Origin of the sequence: Yinghuangia soli, assembly GCF_021502675.1 — a bacterium.
Classification (GTDB): Bacteria; Actinomycetota; Actinomycetes; order Streptomycetales; family Streptomycetaceae; genus Yinghuangia; species Yinghuangia soli.
Genome location: NZ_JAKFHA010000022.1, coordinates 87,570 through 106,875, shown reverse-complemented (window position 1 = coordinate 106,875; position 19,306 = coordinate 87,570). Strand labels below are relative to the sequence as shown.

Annotated in this window: 14 protein-coding genes; 6 read left to right on the top strand and 8 right to left on the bottom strand. The window is 73.1% G+C overall.

Going from position 1 to position 19,306, the window contains the following annotated elements:
- Positions 1-345: 345 nt before the first annotated feature.
- From dinB to LZ495_RS29270, 5 genes are all read right to left on the bottom strand, one after another.
- Positions 346-1,569: a DNA polymerase IV gene (dinB, locus tag LZ495_RS29290; RefSeq protein WP_235055948.1), complete on the bottom strand. Its 1,224-nt coding sequence runs from the start codon at positions 1,567-1,569 to the stop codon at positions 346-348.
- Positions 1,570-1,590: 21 nt separating this feature from the next.
- Positions 1,591-2,319, bottom strand: coding sequence for a methyltransferase domain-containing protein (locus LZ495_RS29285; RefSeq protein ID WP_235055947.1), 729 nt, complete (start codon positions 2,317-2,319; stop codon positions 1,591-1,593).
- An 88-nt stretch (positions 2,320-2,407) separates the two neighbouring features.
- Entirely contained in the window at positions 2,408-6,160 is a 3,753-nt protein-coding gene (locus tag LZ495_RS29280) for a DNA polymerase III subunit alpha (protein WP_235055946.1), read from the bottom strand.
- 229 nt (positions 6,161-6,389) lie between these two features.
- Positions 6,390-6,914, bottom strand: coding sequence for an SAV_6107 family HEPN domain-containing protein (locus tag LZ495_RS29275; RefSeq protein ID WP_372498664.1), 525 nt, complete (start codon positions 6,912-6,914; stop codon positions 6,390-6,392).
- Between the two features lie 17 nt (positions 6,915-6,931).
- On the bottom strand, positions 6,932-7,306 hold the full coding sequence (locus LZ495_RS29270; protein ID WP_235055945.1) for a DUF6504 family protein: 375 nt from the start codon (positions 7,304-7,306) through the stop codon (positions 6,932-6,934).
- A gap of 320 nt (positions 7,307-7,626) precedes the next feature.
- On the opposite strand from LZ495_RS29270, the gene LZ495_RS29265 reads away from it, so the two are divergent.
- Positions 7,627-7,980, top strand: coding sequence for an arsenate reductase family protein (locus LZ495_RS29265; RefSeq protein WP_235055944.1), 354 nt, complete (start codon positions 7,627-7,629; stop codon positions 7,978-7,980).
- Positions 7,981-8,525: 545 nt separating this feature from the next.
- Entirely contained in the window at positions 8,526-9,140 is a 615-nt protein-coding gene (locus LZ495_RS29260) for a DUF4126 domain-containing protein (RefSeq protein ID WP_235055943.1), read from the top strand.
- A gap of 691 nt (positions 9,141-9,831) precedes the next feature.
- Here LZ495_RS29260 and LZ495_RS29255 read toward each other — a convergent pair.
- Positions 9,832-11,466, bottom strand: a complete 1,635-nt coding sequence (locus LZ495_RS29255) for a purine-cytosine permease family protein (RefSeq protein ID WP_235055942.1) — start codon at positions 11,464-11,466, stop codon at positions 9,832-9,834.
- 216 nt (positions 11,467-11,682) lie between these two features.
- On the opposite strand from LZ495_RS29255, the gene LZ495_RS29250 reads away from it, so the two are divergent.
- On the top strand, positions 11,683-12,777 hold the full coding sequence (locus LZ495_RS29250; protein ID WP_235055941.1) for an NAD(P)H-binding protein: 1,095 nt from the start codon (positions 11,683-11,685) through the stop codon (positions 12,775-12,777).
- Positions 12,778-12,780: 3 nt separating this feature from the next.
- Here the strand turns inward: LZ495_RS29250 and LZ495_RS29245 are convergent, their stop codons facing one another.
- Entirely contained in the window at positions 12,781-13,398 is a 618-nt protein-coding gene (locus LZ495_RS29245) for a TetR/AcrR family transcriptional regulator (RefSeq protein ID WP_235055940.1), read from the bottom strand.
- Positions 13,399-13,482: 84 nt separating this feature from the next.
- On the opposite strand from LZ495_RS29245, the gene LZ495_RS29240 reads away from it, so the two are divergent.
- Positions 13,483-14,655 (top strand): cytochrome P450, encoded by a 1,173-nt coding sequence (locus tag LZ495_RS29240; protein WP_235055939.1) that lies wholly within the window; start codon positions 13,483-13,485, stop codon positions 14,653-14,655.
- 45 nt (positions 14,656-14,700) lie between these two features.
- Here the strand turns inward: LZ495_RS29240 and LZ495_RS29235 are convergent, their stop codons facing one another.
- Positions 14,701-15,699: a hypothetical protein gene (locus LZ495_RS29235; RefSeq protein WP_235055938.1), complete on the bottom strand. Its 999-nt coding sequence runs from the start codon at positions 15,697-15,699 to the stop codon at positions 14,701-14,703.
- Positions 15,700-15,864: 165 nt separating this feature from the next.
- Between LZ495_RS29235 and LZ495_RS29230 the strand changes: the two genes are divergently transcribed.
- Together LZ495_RS29230 and LZ495_RS45005 are read left to right on the top strand one after the other, a co-directional pair.
- The gene (locus LZ495_RS29230) at positions 15,865-17,313 is read left to right on the top strand and encodes a M1 family metallopeptidase (protein ID WP_235055937.1); all 1,449 of its coding nucleotides are present in this window, start codon (positions 15,865-15,867) and stop codon (positions 17,311-17,313) included.
- 59 nt (positions 17,314-17,372) lie between these two features.
- On the top strand, positions 17,373-18,800 hold the full coding sequence (locus LZ495_RS45005; protein ID WP_235055936.1) for a phytoene desaturase family protein: 1,428 nt from the start codon (positions 17,373-17,375) through the stop codon (positions 18,798-18,800).
- Positions 18,801-19,306 lie beyond the last annotated feature (506 nt).

Sequence of the window (19,306 nt, the reverse complement as noted above, 5' to 3'; positions counted from 1 at the left end):
AAGACGACAAGGCCTTCTGCGCCGCCATGTCGACTTCACCTGCGCGGGTGACGATTCCGTCGGCGACGGCTTCCCCACCTTCCCCATGCATTCCCTGTCCGGTGCGCGGTCATGTCAGGTCGGGCGACGGGCCTGAAACAGGCCCCGCCACGACCGGTTCACGACCGCGAAAGACAGGACTGCCGCGACCGGCGTACGGACGCCGGCCGCTCCCAGGATGATATGCGTCTCCGCCCATTCCCACATGGGCTGACGCTTGGGATCGGCGGCGGGTTCCCGATGCGGGCAAGACCCGTCGGGCGGTGCGCGCCGGCCGGTGGCCGGGGCGGGTGGCCGGAGCGGGTGTCAGCGGCGGGGGCGGGGGGCCGGCGGCGGGGTGCCGCCGAGCAGGCTGGCCGGGGCCAGCGCGTGGCCGCCGAAGCGGTGGCGTACGGCGTCCGCGGCGCGTTCCACGTCCGCCCAGCCGCGGGCCCGTTCGCCGAGGACCAGTTGGCGGGGGCGGTCGCCGTCGACGAGTTGTTCCATCCGGACCCCGACCAGGCGCAGGCGGGCGCGTTCCAGGCCCAGGCCGGCGTGCAGCGCGCAGGCCGTGGCGTAGATCTCCTGGCCCACGTCGGTGGCTTCGCGGAGGGTCTTCGACCTGGTCAGCGTGGTGAAGTCGGAGAAGCGGACCTTGATCGAGACGGTCCGGCCGGCCAGTCCGGCGGCGCGCAGCCGGCTGCCGGTGCGGGTCGCGAGGCGCAGCAGGGTGCGGCGTACCGCCTCGGGGTCGTCGACGTCGGCGGGGAAGGTCTCCTCGGCGCCCATGCTGCGTTCGGGTTCGGACGGGACGACCGGGCGCTCGTCGCGACCCCAGGCCAACGCGTGCAGGTTGCGGCCGGCGGCTTGGCCGAGCGCGCGGCACAGTGTGGCGGGCGGGGTGTGGGCGATGTCACCCACGGTGTGCAGGCCGAGGCGGGTGAGAACGGCCTCGGTGCGCTCCCCGACGCCCCACAGGCGGTCGACGGGGAGGGGGTGCAGGAAGGCGACCGCGTCCTCGTCGCGGACCAGGCGCTGGCCGTCCGGCTTGACGGTGGCACCGGCCAGTTTGGCGACGAATTTGGTGCCCGCGATGCCGACCGAACAGGTGATGCCCTGCTCGTCGGCCACCCGGGCGCGGATCGCCGCGGCGACCTGCTCGGGGTCGCCGCCGAGGCGGCGCAGCGAGCCGCCGAGGTCGAGGAAGGCCTCGTCGAGCGCGAGGGGTTCGACCACGGGAGTGGTCGAGCGCAGGATCTCCATGACGCCGGCCGAGACGCGGGCGTACTCGGCGTGGTCGGGCGGCAGGAAGACGGCCTGCGGGCAGAGGCGGCGGGCCCGGCCGACCGGCTGCCCGGCGTGCACGCCGTGCGCGCGGACGTCGTAGGTCGCGGAGAGCACGACACCGCGCGCCCCGAGCGCGCCGACCACGACGGGGCGGCCGCGGAGCTCGGGGCGGCGGCGGATCTCCACGGACGCGTAGAAGGCGTCCATGTCGACGTGCATGACGGTGGGGACGGCGGAACCGGGGGCGGGCGCGTGGGCGTTCATGCGCGCACCGCCCCTCGGGCGTCACTTCTCGGCGAGGAGGTGGATCTGGGTCGCGAGGGAGCGGTACTCGGGGAGTTCCGCGGCCGCCTTCTCCAGGTCGAGCAGCGCGTCGAACGACGCCGGGTCGTCCACCAGCACGCCGGGCACCAGGTCGGAGAAGACCCGGACAGCGTGGACCGGTCCGGGCTGCAGGCCGACCTTGACGAGCAGTGCGGTGAGTTCGTCGACGCTGAAGCGGCGCGGCAGTGCGGCCGGGTCGGACAGGGCCGCGGCCGCCTGGGCGAAGTGCCCGGCCAGCGCCCGCGCGAGGACCGCGCCGGTGCGGTTGGCGGCGAGCAGGCTGAGGGTGCCGCCGCCGCGCAGGGCGGCGGCGACGGTGTCCAGGGCCTCGCCGGGGGCGTCCACGACCTCCAGGACGCCGTGGCACACCACGATGTCCGCGGATTCGCGGTCCACCACGTCGAACAGGTTCTGGGTGTCGCCCTGGTACGCCTTGACCAGGTCGGTGACGCCGGCCTCGTCGGCCCGGCGCACGAGTGCGGCGAGCGCGTCCGGGCTGGGGTCGACGACCGTGACGCGGTGCCCGAGCCGGGCCAGCGGGACGGCGAAGTTGCCGGTGCCGCCGCCGGTGTCCAGCACGTCCAGGACGTCCCGCCCGGCAGCCGCCGCACGGCGGTCCAGCGCGGCGCGCAGCACCTGCCACACCACGGCGGTACGCATCGAGCTGCGGCGGCGCATCTGGTCGGACAAGGGGAGCCTCCTGTCGTGTACCCGGAGCTCCACCCTAGAACGTTTTGCGGGACGCGCTGCCCGCATATCGGGGCACTCGGCGGCGGTCTCATCCTGCGCTCCCGGGGCTCGTGTGCCACAGCTTGCGCGGCGCGTCCTTGGCGGGTGTGCCGGGCGGGCGCAGGTCGGCGTACGGCGATACGCGGAATCCGCTCGGGTGGACGAGGACGCGGTGCATGACCGGCCGGGTCGAACGGCTGGCCGCGGCGCCTTCGACCGCTTGTTCGGTGTGCCCGGGGGCGGCGCCCGCCATGAGGGCGTGCACCGCGTCGGTGCCGCCTTCGCGCCAGGCCTCGTACAGGGTGCCCATCTCCCAGCAGCCGGTGGCGCGCAGCGAGACGCCGCGCGGGCCGGTCCGGCGCAGCACGCCGCGGACGACCAGGAGCCACGAGTGGAACAGGGTGGCGGCGTACGGGCCTTGCGCGTCCTCGAAGAAGGTGGCGTCGATCGGGCCGGTGGCGTCGTCCAGGGTGAGGAAGACGACGCGGCGGCCGGAGCGTACCGGCGGGGTCTGGGTGGCGACCTTGACGCCCGCGACGAGGAGTTCGCTGCGGGCCCGGCGGGTGAGCAGGTCGCGCGACCGGGTGACGCCGACCGCGGCGAGGAAGTCCTCGTAGAAGCCGACGACGTGCCGGTCGGCGTCCATGCCGAGGATCTCCAGTTCGGCGCGCACGCGTTCGGCGGCGGTCATCTCCGGCAGGCCGGCCGGCTCGGGGATCTCGCTGCCGGCGAGGCCGAAGGCGAGCTGGGTGGACAGCCCGGCGGCGCGGCGGCCCTTGGCGGGGGCGGCTTCGCGGCCGTAGCGGTCCAGGTCGGTGAGCTGGAGGAGGAGGTCGCGGCGGGTGAGGCCGGCGTCCTCGGGTGGGGCGTCCTGGGGCAGGGTGTCGGGACGCGGGGCGTCCGGGAGCGGCGGGATGGCGTGGACGGTGTCGAACGCGCCGACGAGGATCAGGCGTTCGACCACCGGCCGGGAGACCCCGGCGCGGTGCCAGAAGTCGGCCAGCGAGGTGTACGGGCGGGCTTCGACGATGCGTTCGACCTCGGTCTCGCTGATGCCCTTGACCTCGGCGAGCGCGATGCGGATGCCGTCGCGCCCGTCGGCGGTGCGTTCGACGCGGTAGACCGGGTCGGAGACGTTGACGTCCACGCCGAGCACCGGGATCCCGAACTGGCGTGCGTCGTCCAGGATCAGCCGCTTGGGGTACATGCCCGGGTCGTGGGTCAGCACCCCGGCCGCGAACGCCGCGGTGTGGTGCGCCTTGAGCCACGCGGACTGGTACGTCGGCACCGCGAAGGCCGCGGCGTGCGCCTTGCAGAACCCGAAGGACGCGAAGGCCTTGAGCACCTCCCACACGCGTTCGACGACGGGGCGGGCGTACCCGCGCCGGTCCGCCTCGGCGACGAACCAGTCCCGGATCGCGGTCTGCCCGTCGACCGTGCCGAGTGCCCGCCGGGCCACGTCGGCGCGCGCGAAGTCGCAGCCGGTCATGGTCGCGATCATGCGGATGACCTGCTCGTGGAAGACCACCACGCCCTCGGTCTCGGCCAGCGCGGGCCACAGGTCGCGGTGGATGACGTCGGGTTCCGCCCAGCCCTGGCGGGCGTTGAGGAACGGCGTGACCATGTCGCTCTTGACCGGCCCGGGCCGGAAGAGCGAGATGTCCACGATCAGGTCCTCGAACGTCTCGGGGGCGAACTTGCCGACCAGTTCCCGCTGTCCGGGCGACTCGATCTGGAAGCAGCCGAGCGTGCGGGTGGAGCGGATCAGTTCGAAGGTGGCGGGGTCGTCGAACGGCACCGCGTCCAGGTCGATCCGGCCGCCGCCGGTGCGCGCCACCTCGTCGAGCGCGTGGGCCATCGCGGACTGCATGCGGACGCCCAGCACGTCGAGTTTGAGCAGCCCCAGGTCCTCCACGTCGTCCTTGCCGAACTGGCTCATCGGGAACTCCTGCGCGCTGGTCTCCACCGGGGTGCGGTCCAGCAGCGTGGTGTCCGACAGCAGTACCCCGCACGGGTGCAGGGCCAGGTGGCGGGGCAGCCCGTCCAGGCGTTCGGCGAGGGTGAGGAGGGTGCCGAAGCCGGCCTCGGTGATCCCGGACGCCCGGAGTTCGGGCAGGTCGCGCAGTGCGGCGCGGACGTCGCGGGCCCGGATGTGCGGGAACGCCTTGGCCACCGCGTCGATCTCGCCGGGCGGCAGGCCGAGCGCGGCGCCGACGTCGCGTATCGCATGCCGGGCGCGGTACGTCTCGGTCATCGAGACCATCGCGCAGCGCTCGGCGCCGAACTTCTCCATGATCCGCTCGTAGACGTCGGTGCGGCGGGCCGATTCGACGTCGACGTCGATGTCCGGCAGCGCCGAGCGGCGGTCCGAGACGAAGCGCTCCATGATCAGCCCGTACCGCAGCGGGTCGACCCCGGAGATCCCGAGCAGGTGGTTGACCAGGCTGCCCGCACCCGAACCGCGGGCCGCGCAGCGGATGCCCATCTCGCGAATCAGGTCGACCACGCCGGCCACGGTCAGGAAGTACGAGGGCAGCCCGAGGCGGCCGATCAGGGCGAGTTCGTCGTCGAGGCGCTTGCGGGCCCTGCCGGTCGGGGCGATGCCGCGCAGCCCGAGCCCGGCCTCGCAGCGGCGGCGCAGTTCGGCGGCGGCCGCGGAGGACGGGACGCCGATCACCTCCGGCTCGGGGTAGAACACCTTTCCGATGCCGAGGTCTTCGCGCGGGTCGAGGACCAGCGACTCGGCCAGGTCGCGGGTGCGGGCGAGCAGTCCGCGGGCGGTGCCGCGGTCCGCGGCCAGGACGATCTCGGCGGCCAGCTGCACCATTTCGAGGTGCGACTTGAGGTAGCCCTCGTTGCCTACCCGGTCCAGGTGCCGGTGGCCGAGCGGGACCAGGCGGCGGGCGGCGTCCAGGACGTCGGCGACGGGGGCGTCGGCGCGGTCGGCGTACCGGACCGCGTTGGTCAGCACGGCGGGCACGCCGTGGTCGTCGGCGAGCACCAGCATGCGGGCGGCGAGGGAGGTGGACAGCGAGGCTCCCGGCGTATGGGAGAGGTCCTCGGACGGGCCGCGGTGGCTCACCAGTTCGACGTACAGCGCACCGGGCGGCAGGGCGTCCCGGTAAGCCGCGAGCAGCCGGGCGGCGAGCTCCGGGCGGCGGGCGGCCAGTGCGCGGCCGACCTCCGAGTCGGGGCCGAGGAGGACCACCAGGTCGCCGCGGGACGCGTGTTCGGCAAGTGCGTCGCGCGTGCAGGCGGGTACCGGGCGCGGGCCCGCGGTCTGCTCCTGCACGGCCCGGCCGCGCCGGTGCGCGTCGCTGACCAGGCGGCACAGTGCGGCCCAGCCGGTGCGGCCGCGGGCCAGCACGGTCGCGCGGGGGTGCCGGGGGTCCACGTACGCGCCGCCGCGGGCGGGGGTCTTGCGGGATTTCGCGGCTGGTGCGGCGCGGGCGCGTGCGGGGGTGCTACCGGGGGCGGCGGCGCTGCCAGGCCCGGCCCCGAGCCCGGGCCTGGCAGCGCGCGTCGCGGATCGGGCGGGGCCCGTCCCGGTCGAGGTCGGGACCGGGGTCCGGTGCGGGTCCGGGTCCGCCACGGCCAGGTCCGCGCCGAGGATCGGGCGGATGCCGGCCTTGGTGCAGGCCTTCACGAAGGCGACGGCGCCGTAGACGCCGTCCCGGTCGGTGAGGGCGAGCGCGTCCATGCCCTCGTCGGCGGCGCGCGCGACGAGGGTGTGCGGGTGGGACACGCCGTACCTCATCGAATACCCCGAGGCGACGTGCAGGTGGGTGAACGGAGGGGTCATGGGGGCGCTCGGTGGGGTCGTGAGTGGGACGTACGGCGGCTGCTCCGTCAGCCGGTTCGCCGGAACGCGGTCGCCGTTCCGGGTCTGGTTCGTTTCCCCGGGCCCCGAACCCGTGGTCGTCGGTCGGCCGGTCCGATCGATTCGATGTGCTTGATCTGTTCGATCTGTTCGATCTGGTCGATCTGGTCGATCTGTTCGATCTGTTCGATCGAACGGTCGGGCCGGTCGGTCAGCCCGCCTGCTGCGGCGGGACGACGGTCAGTGGCGGCAGTCCGAGCAGCCGGACCACCAGGCGGATGAAGACCTCCACATCGCGCACCAGGTCGTCGGCCTCGCGGCCGGTGACGGCGTTGGGCAGCCCGGCCTCGGCGGCCGCGCGCTTGCGTGCTCCGCCGGCGAAGTAGCCGGCCCATTCGGTCAGTTCGGGAGCCACCTGGGGCAGCAGCTGCCATGCGCTGCGGGGCGGGCGGCGGCGTCCCGGCTTCTCCTCCTCGGGGCGGGCCCGCGCGGCCAGTACTGCGGCGGTCGTACGCAGCGCCGCAAGGTGCGCGGCGGCGTAGCGCTCGTTGGGCGCGGTTGCCTCGGCTGCCTCCGCAAGGGCGCGGCGGGCGTGGGCGAGGAGGTCGAGAGCGCCGGGCGGCGCGGAGGTCCAGCGCACCGGGGCGCGCGGTATAGGGGGTCGGGGTATCGGTGGTCGGGGTATCGGCTCCCGGGGGACGTCGCGGCCGTCCCGGGCTGCGGACTCGGCGGCCATGGTCGTCATCGCCGCCCTCAGTCCAGCGTCCGGGCGAGTGTCCAGGCACCTTGGGCATCGAGGCGCAGGTCGAACACCCCGAGCGGGAAACTGCGGCCGGCGGCGGCCTCGACCCGCCAGACCTCGCGCTCGGCGGCGAGCAGAGCGGTCCCTGCGGGGGCGGCCGCCGTGGCGGTCACAGAGGCGGTCGCGGTGGCCGTACGCCCAGCGCCCACGGCGCTCTCGCCACGTCCCGCACCAGCACCCGCGGCGCCGGCCTGCCACCACTCTTCGTTCTCCACCCAGTGGCCGAGGACGTCCCGGACCACGTACAGCTTGTTGTGCCACAGGAACCGCGCGGGTTCCCCTCCGCTGCGCACTACCTCCACCGGGTCGATGTGACGACGTGCCATGGCCTTCTCCTTCGGTGCGGTGCCCCGGCCGGAGATGCGCTTCCCCTCGCACCCCCGGCCGGGGTCGGTTTCCGCCGGTCGAACCCGAGCTCTTGGTGATCCCCTCGTTGATCGAACTCAAGTTCGAACGATGATGTCAGTAAACCCCGCGGCATCGGTGGCGTCAACGTCATAAGGAGCGAGTCGCCACTCAAGCCGCGTTCCCGCCGTATTCGATCTCTGTTCGAATGAGCGAGTGTGCCTGGAACCACCGTCGCAGGGGCCACTGACACGCGGCCCGGCACGGCTTTGCGGCCGGCCGGACTCCCTAAGCTGCCCCCATGGAGATCTGGCATAACCCCCGCTGTTCGAAGAGCCGCGCGGCCGAGGCCTTCCTCGACGAGGCGGGCATCGCGTACACCGAACGCCGCTACCTCGAGAACCCGCCGAGCGCCGACGAGATCCGCGCCGTACTCGAACGCCTGGGCCTGGAGCCGTGGGACATCACCCGCACCGCCGAGCCGGCCGCCAAGGAACTGGGGCTGGCCGCCTGGGGCCGGACCGCCGCCGACCGCGAGCAGTGGATCACCGCCCTCGCCGAGCAGCCGTCCCTGCTCCAGCGCCCGATCGTGGTGCCCGACGAGGGCCCCGCAGTCGTCGCCCGCAGCGACGAGGCGCTGCAGTCCCTCCTCTGACCTCCGCCGTCCCGCACGACGACAAGCGGGCTGTGCTCCCCCGTGGAGCACAGCCCGCTTCGTCGTCACCACCGCCCCCGTAACGGCGGCATCCGACGGCACCTGAACCGCCGCCCCGTGTCGGCGGTGCCGATGCAGTCCCCGCGCCCCGCGTACCCGAGCGCTTCCTGCTAGGTGCCCCGGCCGCCGCTCCCCCGTGAACGCCGGCCAGGACACCTGGTCCCCGTTGCCCCCCGCTCCCCCCGTACTGCACCGCGCCCTCTCCCCCATAAGAAGATGCGGCCCCCGTTCCCCGTTGCCCCCCGTTCCCCCGTTTCCGCATCCCGGCTGCCGGTTCTCCCCCCTGGCACCCGAGCCGCGGCCCCGTTGCAGACAACTCTGCCGACCCGGAGCCGCCGCAGTATCCGTACTGCTACTCAGAAAACGACCCGAGTACCCGGGCCCTCCGCTGCTCCGCGCGCTGAGTATGCGACCTCTCGACCTGCGGGTTAACGTCAAGACCGCGGCAAATGCCGGTTTCCTCCGGCTCGGCGAGAGGGGCGTGCATGGACGTTGCGCCCATGGTGCTCACCAGCGGGTGGGCCAGCGGCACCAACGCGTACGCGACGATCCTCGTCCTGGGCGGCATGGGCCGCCTCGGCATCGACAGCAGCGTCCCGGCGCCTCTCGAACGCACCGACGTCCTGATCGTCGCGGGCATCCTCTTCCTCGTCGAGTTCGTGGTCGACAAGATCCCGTACCTCGACTCGGCCTGGGACGCCGTGCACACCATCGTCCGCCCGCTCGTCGGCATGTGGATCGGCGCCCTCTACGCCGGCGTCGGCGACGCCGAAACCGCCCAGCAACTCGCCGCCGCACTCGGCGGCGGCGGCATGGCCTTCGGCAGCCACAGCGTCAAGGCCGGCTTCCGCATGGCCGTCAACACCTCCCCCGAGCCGGCCTCCAACACCATCACGTCCCTCGCCGAGGACGGCGCCGTCGTCGTGATCCTGGCCCTGGCCGTCGACCACCCCTGGCTGGCCGCCGGAATCGCCCTGTTCCTCCTGATCCTGGGCGCGGCTCTAGTGCTCTTCCTCGCCTCCCGGATCCGCCGCTTCCTCCGCCGCCGCAGAAATTCCAGAAAAAATCCCGAACCGCACAACCCTCCAGGGGGTCCATGAGTCAAACACTGCGACGACCCACTGGGGGGTGGGCCCGTGCAGCCGTGGGGAGCGGGCACGGGAAGGCGGGGCCCGAGAGCGGGGGGCGCTCTCGGGCCCCATCCTTTTTTCTGGGGATGGGCGCGGGCGAAGCGTCGTCTCATCTGCTTCTTTGCCGGGCTGGGCGCGTTCTTGGGTGTATCCGGGCGGTCTTGCCCTGGAGCCCTGCTTGCTGGGGATTGTCGCCTCCTTGCCGGATGTTGGTTGGGCAGGTGTTGGGCGGGGCGGTGGGCGGGGTTGGTGGGGAATGGGAAGGGCCCCGCCCCCGGGGGGGGGGCGGGCCGGGTTGGGGGGGTGGGGGGGGGGGGGGGGGGCCGCCCCGGCGGGGGCGGCGCGGGCTGCGCGGCGGGTGGCGCGGCGGGTGCGGAGGGCGGACACTACGGCGCGCTCGTGGGCGGCGTCGCGGTGGAGCTCCTGCTGGCGGGTCTGGAAGAGCTGGTACTCGATCACTTGAAACCACTCCTTGAAGTTCCTTGCGGACTGTTCCGCTCGGTGTGATTCAAGATTCGCGTCCCAGGTGGGGGTCGGGCATCGGACGGATGCCTGATGTTGGGGACGGGGAGTGGGTGGGGTGCGGGGCTAAGGCATCTAAGGCACCTGGGGAGAGGCGCCTAAGGCGTCTAAGGCGGAGGAGATGGGGGCTTGCTTGCCCTTAGGCGGTGGGGTGCGGGGTGGGGTGTGGGGGTGGGGTGGGGGTATGGCGCCGCCCCGGCCAGCCGTGGGGGTACGGCGCGGTCCCTGGGTCGGCGGTGGGGGTATGGCGCGGTCCCCGGCCGGCCGTGGGGGCGGGGCGGGGACCGTGCTGTGGTGCTTGGCGAGTGATTGGGGGGCGGCCGTCAGCCGGTGAGGGCGGCGGAGCGGGGGCCGGGGTGGTGGGGTCGGTGGGGCGGATGGTCTCGGCGGGCGGGTTCGCGGTGCGGCGGGCCCAGGCGTAGTAGATGACCGCGGTGACCGCGAGGCCGACCAGCCAGGAGATGTCGGCGCCGTCGAGCTTCTTGGTGAGTGCGCCGGTGTACATCTTGGTGGCCAGGAACGGGATCTGGACGGCGACGCCGACGACGTAGCAGGTCAGCGCGGTGACGTTCCAGCGGCCGTAGCGGCCGCGCGGGTCGTACAGGGCCGGGATGTCGACGCGTTCGCGCGAGATCAGGTAGTAGTCGACCAGGTTGATGGCGCTCCACGGGGTGAAGACCATCAGGAGCATCAGGACGAAGTTCTTGAAGTTGTTCAGGAAGTCGTCGCTGGCTGCCATGGCGATGACGACCGAGACCGCGGTGAAGCCGACGATGTACGCGGCGCGGGCGGCGGAGGAGATCCGGGAGCGGCCGTCGAAGGCGGTCACGATGGTCAGGACGGACATGAAACCGCCGTACGCGTTCAGGCAGTTGACGGTGAGCTTGCCGACCACGATGACCAGGTAGATCAGGAACGCGAGGAACGCCGGGCCGGCCAGGTCGCCGAGGAAGCCGACCTGGTCGGGCAGGAACGCCTTGCCGGCCACCGCGGCGGTGAGCGCGCCGAGGGTCATGGCGATCTGCGAGCCGATGACGGAGCCGCCGAAGGTGGACCAGAAGGTGGCGCGGTCGCTGGTCTCGCGCGGCAGGTAGCGCGAGTAGTCGGCGACGTACGGGCCGAAGGTCAACTGCCAGCCGGCCCCGAGGCCGACGGCGAGGAGGAAGGTCGCGGCCTCGAAGCCCTTGTTGCCGACGTGTGCGCCGACGTCGTACTGGGTGAAGAGGCGGATGAAGAGGTAGCCGAGGCCGAGGATGCCGACCACGGTGGCTATGCGCCCGGCGATGTGGATGAGCCGGTAGCCGGTGACCGCGACGATCGCGGTGAGCGCGCCGAAGATGAGGATGCCGACGTTGGTGTTGTCGATGTGCAGCATCTCGGCGACGGCCTGGCCGGCCAGCACGCTGCCGGTGGCGGCGAAGCCCAGGTACATGAGGATCACCAGGAGCAGTGGCAGGACCGCGCCGTAGACGCCGAACTGCGCGCGGCTGGAGATCATCTGCGGGACGCCGAGGCGCGGGCCCTGCGCGGAGTGCAGGGCCATGACGATGCCGCCGAGGATGTTGCCGATGAGGAGGGCGGGTATCGCCCACAGCGCGTCGGCGCCGAAGACGACCGCGAGGGCGCCGTCCACGATTGCGGTGATCTGCATGTTGGCGCCGAACCAGAGGGTGAACTGGCTGCGCGGCGTGCCGTGCCGCTCGGCGTCGGGGATGACCTCGATGGTGCGGCGCTCCATTGCGATCCGCCCGCCGGAATCTTGCTCTACGGCCATGAAAGTGACTCTCCCCGCGAGGCGAAGCGGCGACCGATCGCCGTGGACCCTTGTCTGTCGTCCGCCGAATCTGACATGCAGATGAACAGACATCAAGGTTTTGAATGAATAATTTCATTTAGGAGAGGCGAGAGTGCGGGATGCGGGCGCCTTGACAGAGGGTTTCACTAGAGTGATGCTCTAGTGAGATTTCGGGGCGCTGCGAAGGGGCGTGCGATGGCCGGGGGCGATGCGGGCAAGATCGTCATCTTTGGCGGGTATGGCGCGGTGGGCCGCGAAGCCGCCCGCGAACTCGCTTCCGACGGACGCGAGATCGTGCTGGCCGGCCGCAATCCGCAGAAGGCGCGGGAAGTACCCGGGACCCGCCTGGTGCGCGCCGACCTCGCCGACGAGGGCCGGGTCGCCGCGGTGCTGGAGGGCGCGTACGCCGTCCTCATGTGCGCCGAAGCCGGCAATGCGTCCCTGGCCCGGGCGTGCTTCGAACGCGGCGTCCACTACCTGGATGTGACGGCGTCTCAGGACATCCTCGCGGCGGTCGCCGAAGCGGGGGCGGCCGCGGAGCGGAACGGTGCCGTCGGCGTGCTGAGCCTGGGCCTGGCGCCCGGTGTGACGAACTTGCTGGCCGCCCATGCGGTCCGGCGCCTGGGCGGCAGGGCCGACGAGGTACGCATCGGCGTCCTGCTCGGCTCGGGCGAGGCGCATGGTCCGGCGGCGGTGCGCTGGACGCTGGACGGCCTTGGTGCCTTGGACGGTTCGTGGCATGTGCAGTTCCCCGGCGGGCGCCGCAGTGGGCGCCGAAGTGGGCGCCGTACCGTGCACCGCTTCCCGTTCTCCGACCAGTTCACCTTGCCGCACACCCTCGGCGTGCCCCGGGTCCGGACCGGATTCGCCCTGGATTCCCGGCTGTTGACGGCTCTACTGGCCGCCGCCCGGCGCCCGTGGCCGGCGCGCATCATGCGCAGCCGCCCGGTCGAGTCGCTGCTCGGGAAGGTGCACGTCGGCTCGGACCGGTTCGTGGTGCAGGTCGACGCGGACGGGCCAGGCGGGGCGGAAGGCACGGTGAGCGTACGGTTCAGCGGCCGCCGGCAGGGCCGGGCGACCGGGCTCGCGGCCGCGCTCATGATCCGCAGGCTGCCCGGACTCCCGGCAGGGGTACGGCATATCGAGGAGCTCGTCGACCCCGCGGACTTCCTCGGCGAACTGGCTTCGCATGGCTTCGCGTTGGAACTGGACCCGCTCGCGGGGCCGGTGTCGGATCCGCCTGCGGGACCGGAAAGGGAGAGGGCGGCAGACCCCGCTGCCCGGGCTTGAGCGTCAGTCCGGGACGGGCGGTACGGCGGGGCACACAGCCCCCGGTGGCAGTGCCGTACGCGCCGCCGTGACGACCCCGTCGATGGCCAGTCCGATGCGGAGCGCCGCCTGCTCCGGGGCCGGCCGCCCCGCGTCCAGCCACGCGATGACGGCCTCGGTGGTGAGTGCCGGCACCACCTTCGCCGCCCAGTCGAGCCACGGCCCGGGCGGGATCAGCCGGGCCAGGTTGCTCTGCGCGATCTCGGTGGACTCGGCGGTCAGGGTGTCGATGTACTCGCGGAACTCCGGCTCCCGCGCGGCATGGCGGAACAGCAGCCGGAACGCGTCGGGGTCGGCGGCCGCGGCCTGCAGCAGCGCGGCGACCGCCTCGGGCCGCAGGTCTTCGCCGATCCCGACCATCGCGGTGATGCGCTGCCCGGCGCGTTCGAGCACCGAGCGGTACATGTCGGCCTTGGACTCGAAGTGCCGGTAGAGCAGGACGCGCGTGATCCCGGCCTCGGCGGCGACATCGTCCAGGCTGGTCGCGCTGTAGCCGGAGCGCGCGAAGGCCCGGGTCGCAGCGTCCAGGATCTGCGCGCGCCGGGCCGCCCGGGGCAGGCGTACCGCCGGTCCTGCCGTCATGGCACCGACTCCCTCTTGTTGACTTCAGAGTGTACAAGTACGGTTGTTTACGTCACTGTATACATCTCCGACGGGGGAGAAATCATGACCGTGCAACTGCCGTTCGCCATGGAGGGGCCGCTGCTCGCGCCCCCGCTGCAGCGCGAGCTCCGCGGCCGCGGCGCCGTCCATCGCATCCGCACCCGGACCGGCGACGACGCATGGCTGGTCACCGGGTACGCCGAGGTCCGGGCCCTGTTCGACGACGAGCGCCTCGGACGCTCCCATCCCGAGCCCGACAAGGCCCCACGGGCCGGCGAATCCGTCCTGTTCGGCACGCCCATCGGCGACTTCGCCACCGAGAAGGCCGACCACGCGCGCATGCGCGAGCTCTTGCAGCCGTACTTCTCGCCGCGCCGTATGCGCGCGCTGCGGGCCCGCGTCGAGGGGCTGACCGCCGACCTGCTGGACGACTTCGGCAAGCTCGACGGCGGCCCGGGGGACCTGGTGGAAGCGCTCTCGATGCCGCTGCCCATCCTGGTGATCTGCGAACTCCTCGGGGTGCCGTACGAAGACCGTGCGCAATTCCGGGCCTGGTCGGTCGCCGCGGCCGATGTCGTCGACGGCGACCGGTCCGCCCGCGGACTCGCGGAACTCTACGCCTACGGGGCCGAGTTGGTGGCCAGAAAGCGCCTGGAACCGGACGACGCGGTGATCTCGGGGCTGTGCGCCACCTCGGGCCTGCGCGACGAAGACATCGCCGTGTTGTCGATGCTGCTGCTGTTCGCCGGGCACGAGACCACGGTCGTGCAGATCAGCCTCTCGGTCCTGATGCTGCTGGCCATGCCGGGCCAGTGGGCGGCCCTGGTGGCCGACCCGTCCCGCATCCCCGCCACCGTCGAGGAGACGATGCGCGCGCGGGTGGGCGGCAACGGCGGCATCCCGCGCTGGGCGCGCACCGACCTGGAGATCGCGGGCACTCCGGTCAAGGCCGGCGAGCTGGTCATGCTCGACACCTTCGCGGCGAACGCCGACCCCTCGGTCTTCGCGGACCCGGAGCAGTTCGCCCCGGACCGCACCGGCGCACCGCACCTGACCTTTGCCTACGGCGGGCACTACTGCATCGGCGCGCCGCTCGCCCGGATCGAGATCCAGGCCGCGCTGGCCGCGCTGGTGGCACGCTTCCCGAATCTGGAACTGGCCGTACCCGTCGACCAAGTCCGCTACCACGAAGACCAGTTGACCGGCGGAGTGGTGGCCCTCCCGGTCTCCTGGTGACGCAGCCGGCCCGGCCGCGCGGCGCATCCGCGCGGCCGGGCCGCATCACCGCCCGAAGACCGCCCCGACGACGTCCGCCACCGCACGGTTCATCGGCCGCAGCACCCGCTGGTACGTCCACCGCGCCGGCGGCACCACGACCGCCCGCCAGGCCGCCGCGACTGCCCGCCAGACCGGATGCAGCACCCAGCGCCAAAGCGCCCGGCACGGGACGACCACGAGCACCCCGACGATGATCGTCGCCCACTTCCAGCCGAAGACCAGCACCGCACGCAGGGCCCGCCACAGCGGCCGCAGCACCCAGCGCCACAAGGCCAGCAGCGGCGCCACGACGCACCACTTCATGAAGTGGAAGCCCGCCCAGCACAGTCCGGCCCAGACCGGCCTCAGCACGTAGCGCAGCGTCAGGCGGCAGAGCGGCTTGAGGAGCTTGTTCCACAGCCAGCGTTCGATCGCCCGCTGGATCGGCTTCAGCACCCAGTCGAGCAGGAACGCGAGCACCGGCGTGAGGACAAGCCCCCACAGCACGTACCGCAGCACCCAGCCCCACAGGAAATCGCGCAGCAGCCGCCAGGCCGGCACCAGGATCCAGCGGTGCACGGCCGTCGCGAGCGGGCGCAGCATCCTGGTGAAGAAGAACACCAGGACCGCGACCATGACGCGGCCGATCAGCTTGAGCAGCTCCCACAGCAGCCGGAACGGCACCAGGAACACCACCGCGATGCCCTGGGCCAGCCAGCGCCCGCCGGTCGCCACCGGCCCCTTGCGCGGCGCGGTTCCGCGGCTGCCGCCGCCGGTGCGGCCGCTCCCGGCTCCCGCCCGGACGGCGCCCTGGGGCGGCACGCGCGGGTAGAGCCCGGCGTCGTACTCGGTGTACGCCGTGGGGTCGTGGACCACCCCGGGCCCGGGCGGAGGCTGCGGCGGCCCGGACAGCCCCGGCGCATCGGACCGTCCGGACGGCTCCGGCGGCACCCCTCCCGACCCGCCGGCGGCATCCCCTGTGCCCGCCGCCCCCTCCACGCGTTCCCGTGCGTCCCCGGACATGGCCTCTCCCACCCTCGAACAGTCGCCTGACGCTAGTTCAGCCACACCCTGCCGCAACAGCGTTCAGGTACTCAGATGCTGCGGATCAACGCCGACCCCGGGACGCGCCGACAGCATCTGCGAGCCGCCCGCACCGAGCGCCGGGCGACGCGAGATCATCCGGGCATGAACCCTCGTCCGAGATGGCTCGGGGCGGCGCTGGCCGCGGCGTTGGCACTGTCCGCATGCACGTCCTCCGGCGACGGCAGCGGGGGTGGCAAGGCCACGGGCGGCGGCGACCCCGCGTCGACCGCGCCGGGTGCCGGAGCCGCCGGTGCCGGGGACCCGCTCTTCCCGCTGCTCGGCAACGGCGGTTACGACGTCGGCTCGTACGACTTGTCCCTGGCCTGGGACCCGGCCGGCAACAGGCTCGCCGGCACCGCGGAGATCATCGCCACCGCGACGCAGCAACTGACCGCGTTCAACCTGGACTTCCACGGCCTCGAGGTGCGCGTCGCGACGGTCGACGGAGTGCCCGCCGCGCGTATCGAGCGCAAAGGCGACGAGTTGACCCTCACCCCCGCGCAACCGCTCGCCGCCGGGCAGCAGTTCGCGGTGGCGATCACCTACCGGGGCACCCCGCAGACCATCGTCGACCCGGACGGCTCGAGCGAGGGCTGGATGCCCATGGGCGGCGACGGCGCCGTCGCGCTCGGCGAACCCGCGGGCAGCCAGGGCTGGTTCCCCGGCAACCACACGCCGGCCGACAAGGCGCTGTTCTCGATCACGCTGACCGTGCCGCAAGGGCTGACCGCGGTGTCCAACGGGCGCTTCATGTCCCGCACTTCGACCGACGGCCGGGACACGTTCCGCTGGCAGGGCAACGCCCCGATGGCGACCTATCTGGCGGTCGCCGCGATCGGCCGGTTCCGGGTCGAGGAGTCCACCGCGGCGGGCGGGCTGCCGGCGTATTACGCGTTCGCGCCGGGCCAGGAGTCGGAGGCGACGCGTGCCCTGCCGGAGCTGGTGGACCGGGTGCTGTCCTGGGCGGGCGCGAAGTTCGAGCCGTACCCGTTCGATGCGGCGGGGGCGATCGTGGGCGACCTGCCGAGCCTCGGCTACGCGCTGGAGACCCAGACGCGCCCGTTCTTCGAGGCCGCGCCGCCCGAGGAGACCGTGGTCCACGAGCTCGCGCACCAGTGGTTCGGCAACTCGGTCGGGCCGCGCACCTGGCAGGACATGTGGCTCAACGAGGGCTTCGCGACCTACGCCGAATGGCTGTGGCGCGAGGACCACGGCGGGCCGTCCGCGCAGGAGAGCTTCACCGAGATGTACGACACGTCCGGCCCGGCCGGGGAGGGCATCTGGGCCTTCCCGCCCGCATCGCCGAGAACCGCGGCGGACGTCTCTGGGGCACCGGTGTACGGCCGCGGAGCGATGGTGCTGCACAAGGTCCGCGAGGCGGTCGGCGATGCGGTGTTCGCCGAGATCCTGCGCACCTGGCTGCGCGACCACCGGCACGGCACCGCGGCGACGGCCGACTTCGTGGCACTGTGCGAGCGGCTGGGCGGCAAGGACCTGTCCGCGGTCTTCGGCCCGTGGCTCTTCGAGGACGGCAAGCCCCCGAAGGCCTGACCTGCCGGGCCGGACGGACCGGACAGGGCACCCCGGCCGGTGGCGTACCCTCCTACGACGTGGCTCGAATCGTTGTCGTCGGTGCAGGTATGGGTGGTCTCGCGGTCGCGGCCCGCCTCGCGGTCAAGCGTCACGACGTGACACTGTGCGAGCGGTCGGACGCCGCGGGCGGGATGCTCCGGGCGGTCGCCGGTACGGACGCGGCCGACGGGTTCTCCTTCACCTCCGGGCCTGCCGTGCTCACCCTCCCCGCGGTCTTCCGCGACCTGTTCCTCAAGACGGGCGCGGCGCTGGAGGACTGCGTGGACCTGGTCGGCGTCGACCCGACCACGCGCTGCTCGTTCGACCGGGGCGCGACCGTCGTGGACATCCCGAACGCCACGCGGGCCGGTGCCGCGGCCGCCTTCGAGGCGGCCTTCGGCGCGGGTGCGGGAGCCGACTGGAACCGCCTGATGGACCGCGGTGCGGCGATGTGGGGCGTCATGCGCACCGGCTTCTTCGAGGTGCCCGCCGAGCCGGACAAGCCGCGCAGCCCGGCCGGCGGCCTCAAGGACTTCCGGACCACGATGCCGTGGCGCAAGCTGCGCCCGTTCGTCCGCGGCACGCTGCGCGACCCGCGGCAGCGTGCGCACGCCGAGCGGTTCGCGCTGGACGCCGGACTCGATCCGCGCCGGGCGCCCGCGACCGTGGCGGTGCTGCCGTACCTGGAGCAGACCTTCGGCCTGTGGACGGTACGCGGCGGCCTGCACACGATGGCCGAGGCGCTGCATGCGCGTTGCCTCGACCTGGGGGTCAAGTTCCGGATGGGCACCGAGGTCGCGGAGGTGTCCGAGGCGGGCGGCCGCGTGGACGGCGTCGTGCTCGCGGACGGCGGCCGCCTCGATGCGGACGCCGTGGTCTGGGAGCGCTCGGCGGCCGACCCGGCCGCGGTCCCCGGCTACCTGGAGCTGCACCTGGCGCTGCGCGGCCGCACCGCGGGGCAGCCGTACCGCACCTATCTCTTCCCGGACGACCCGGCGGCGGAGGCCGCGGCGCTGTTCGGCACCGACGCGGACGGGCTGCCTGCCGACCCGACGCTGTGCGTGCTGGCCCCGCCGGACCGCGCACCCGAGGGCCACGAGGCGTGGACCGTGCAGGTACGCGTCCCCGCCCACGGCACGGCAGGTGCGCCCGGCCGGCGCTTGGACTGGACGCGGCCGGACCTGCGTGAATCGGCCGTGCAGACCGTGCTCGACCTGATGGCCCGGCGCGGCCTGCCGGTCGCCGACCGGCTGGTCCGCCACGAACTGCGCACCCCTGCCGACCTCGAACAGGCCGTCGGCGCGCCCGGCGGTGCGGTCGCGGCGTCCCCGGTCGCGGGCGGTCAGCCCAACCGCTCGCCGGTGCCCGGGTTGTACGCGGTGGGCGCCTCGGCCCATCCGGGCGGCGGGCTCATCGGCGTGGGGATGGGCGCGGCTTCGGTGGCCGAGCTCATCGGCAAGCCCTGAGGACGCGGCGGCACGGCGAACTCCCCCGAGCCGTGCGCGACGTACTCCCCCGAGCCAGGGGCGGCGAACTCCCCCGAGCCGTACGCGGCGAACTCCCCCGAGCCAGGTGCGGCGTACTCCCCCGGACCACCCGGTGCGGCGAACTCGCCGGTGCCAGGCAGGGCGTACTCGCCCGAGCCGGACACGGCAGAGTCTCCCTGCACCGGGAAGTTGCCGGTGGCGTAGGCGCCCGGGACGGCGTACTCCCCCGAGACCGAGACGCCGGACTGCGCGTCGGCCGACGCGAACTGCCCGGCCGTGAAGGACGACGTGTCCCCGTAGAGGTACCGGTCAGAATCGGACATCTCGTAGGCGGCCGGGGCGAACTCGCCCTGCTGATAGCCGTGTTCCGGGTAGGCGAAGGCGTCAGGGGCGCCGGGTGCCTGCTGGGCGGGCGCGAACTCCGGGTGCGCGGCCGTGTTCCCGTAGGCCCCGGCATGCTCGGAACCACCGAAGTCGTCGTAGGC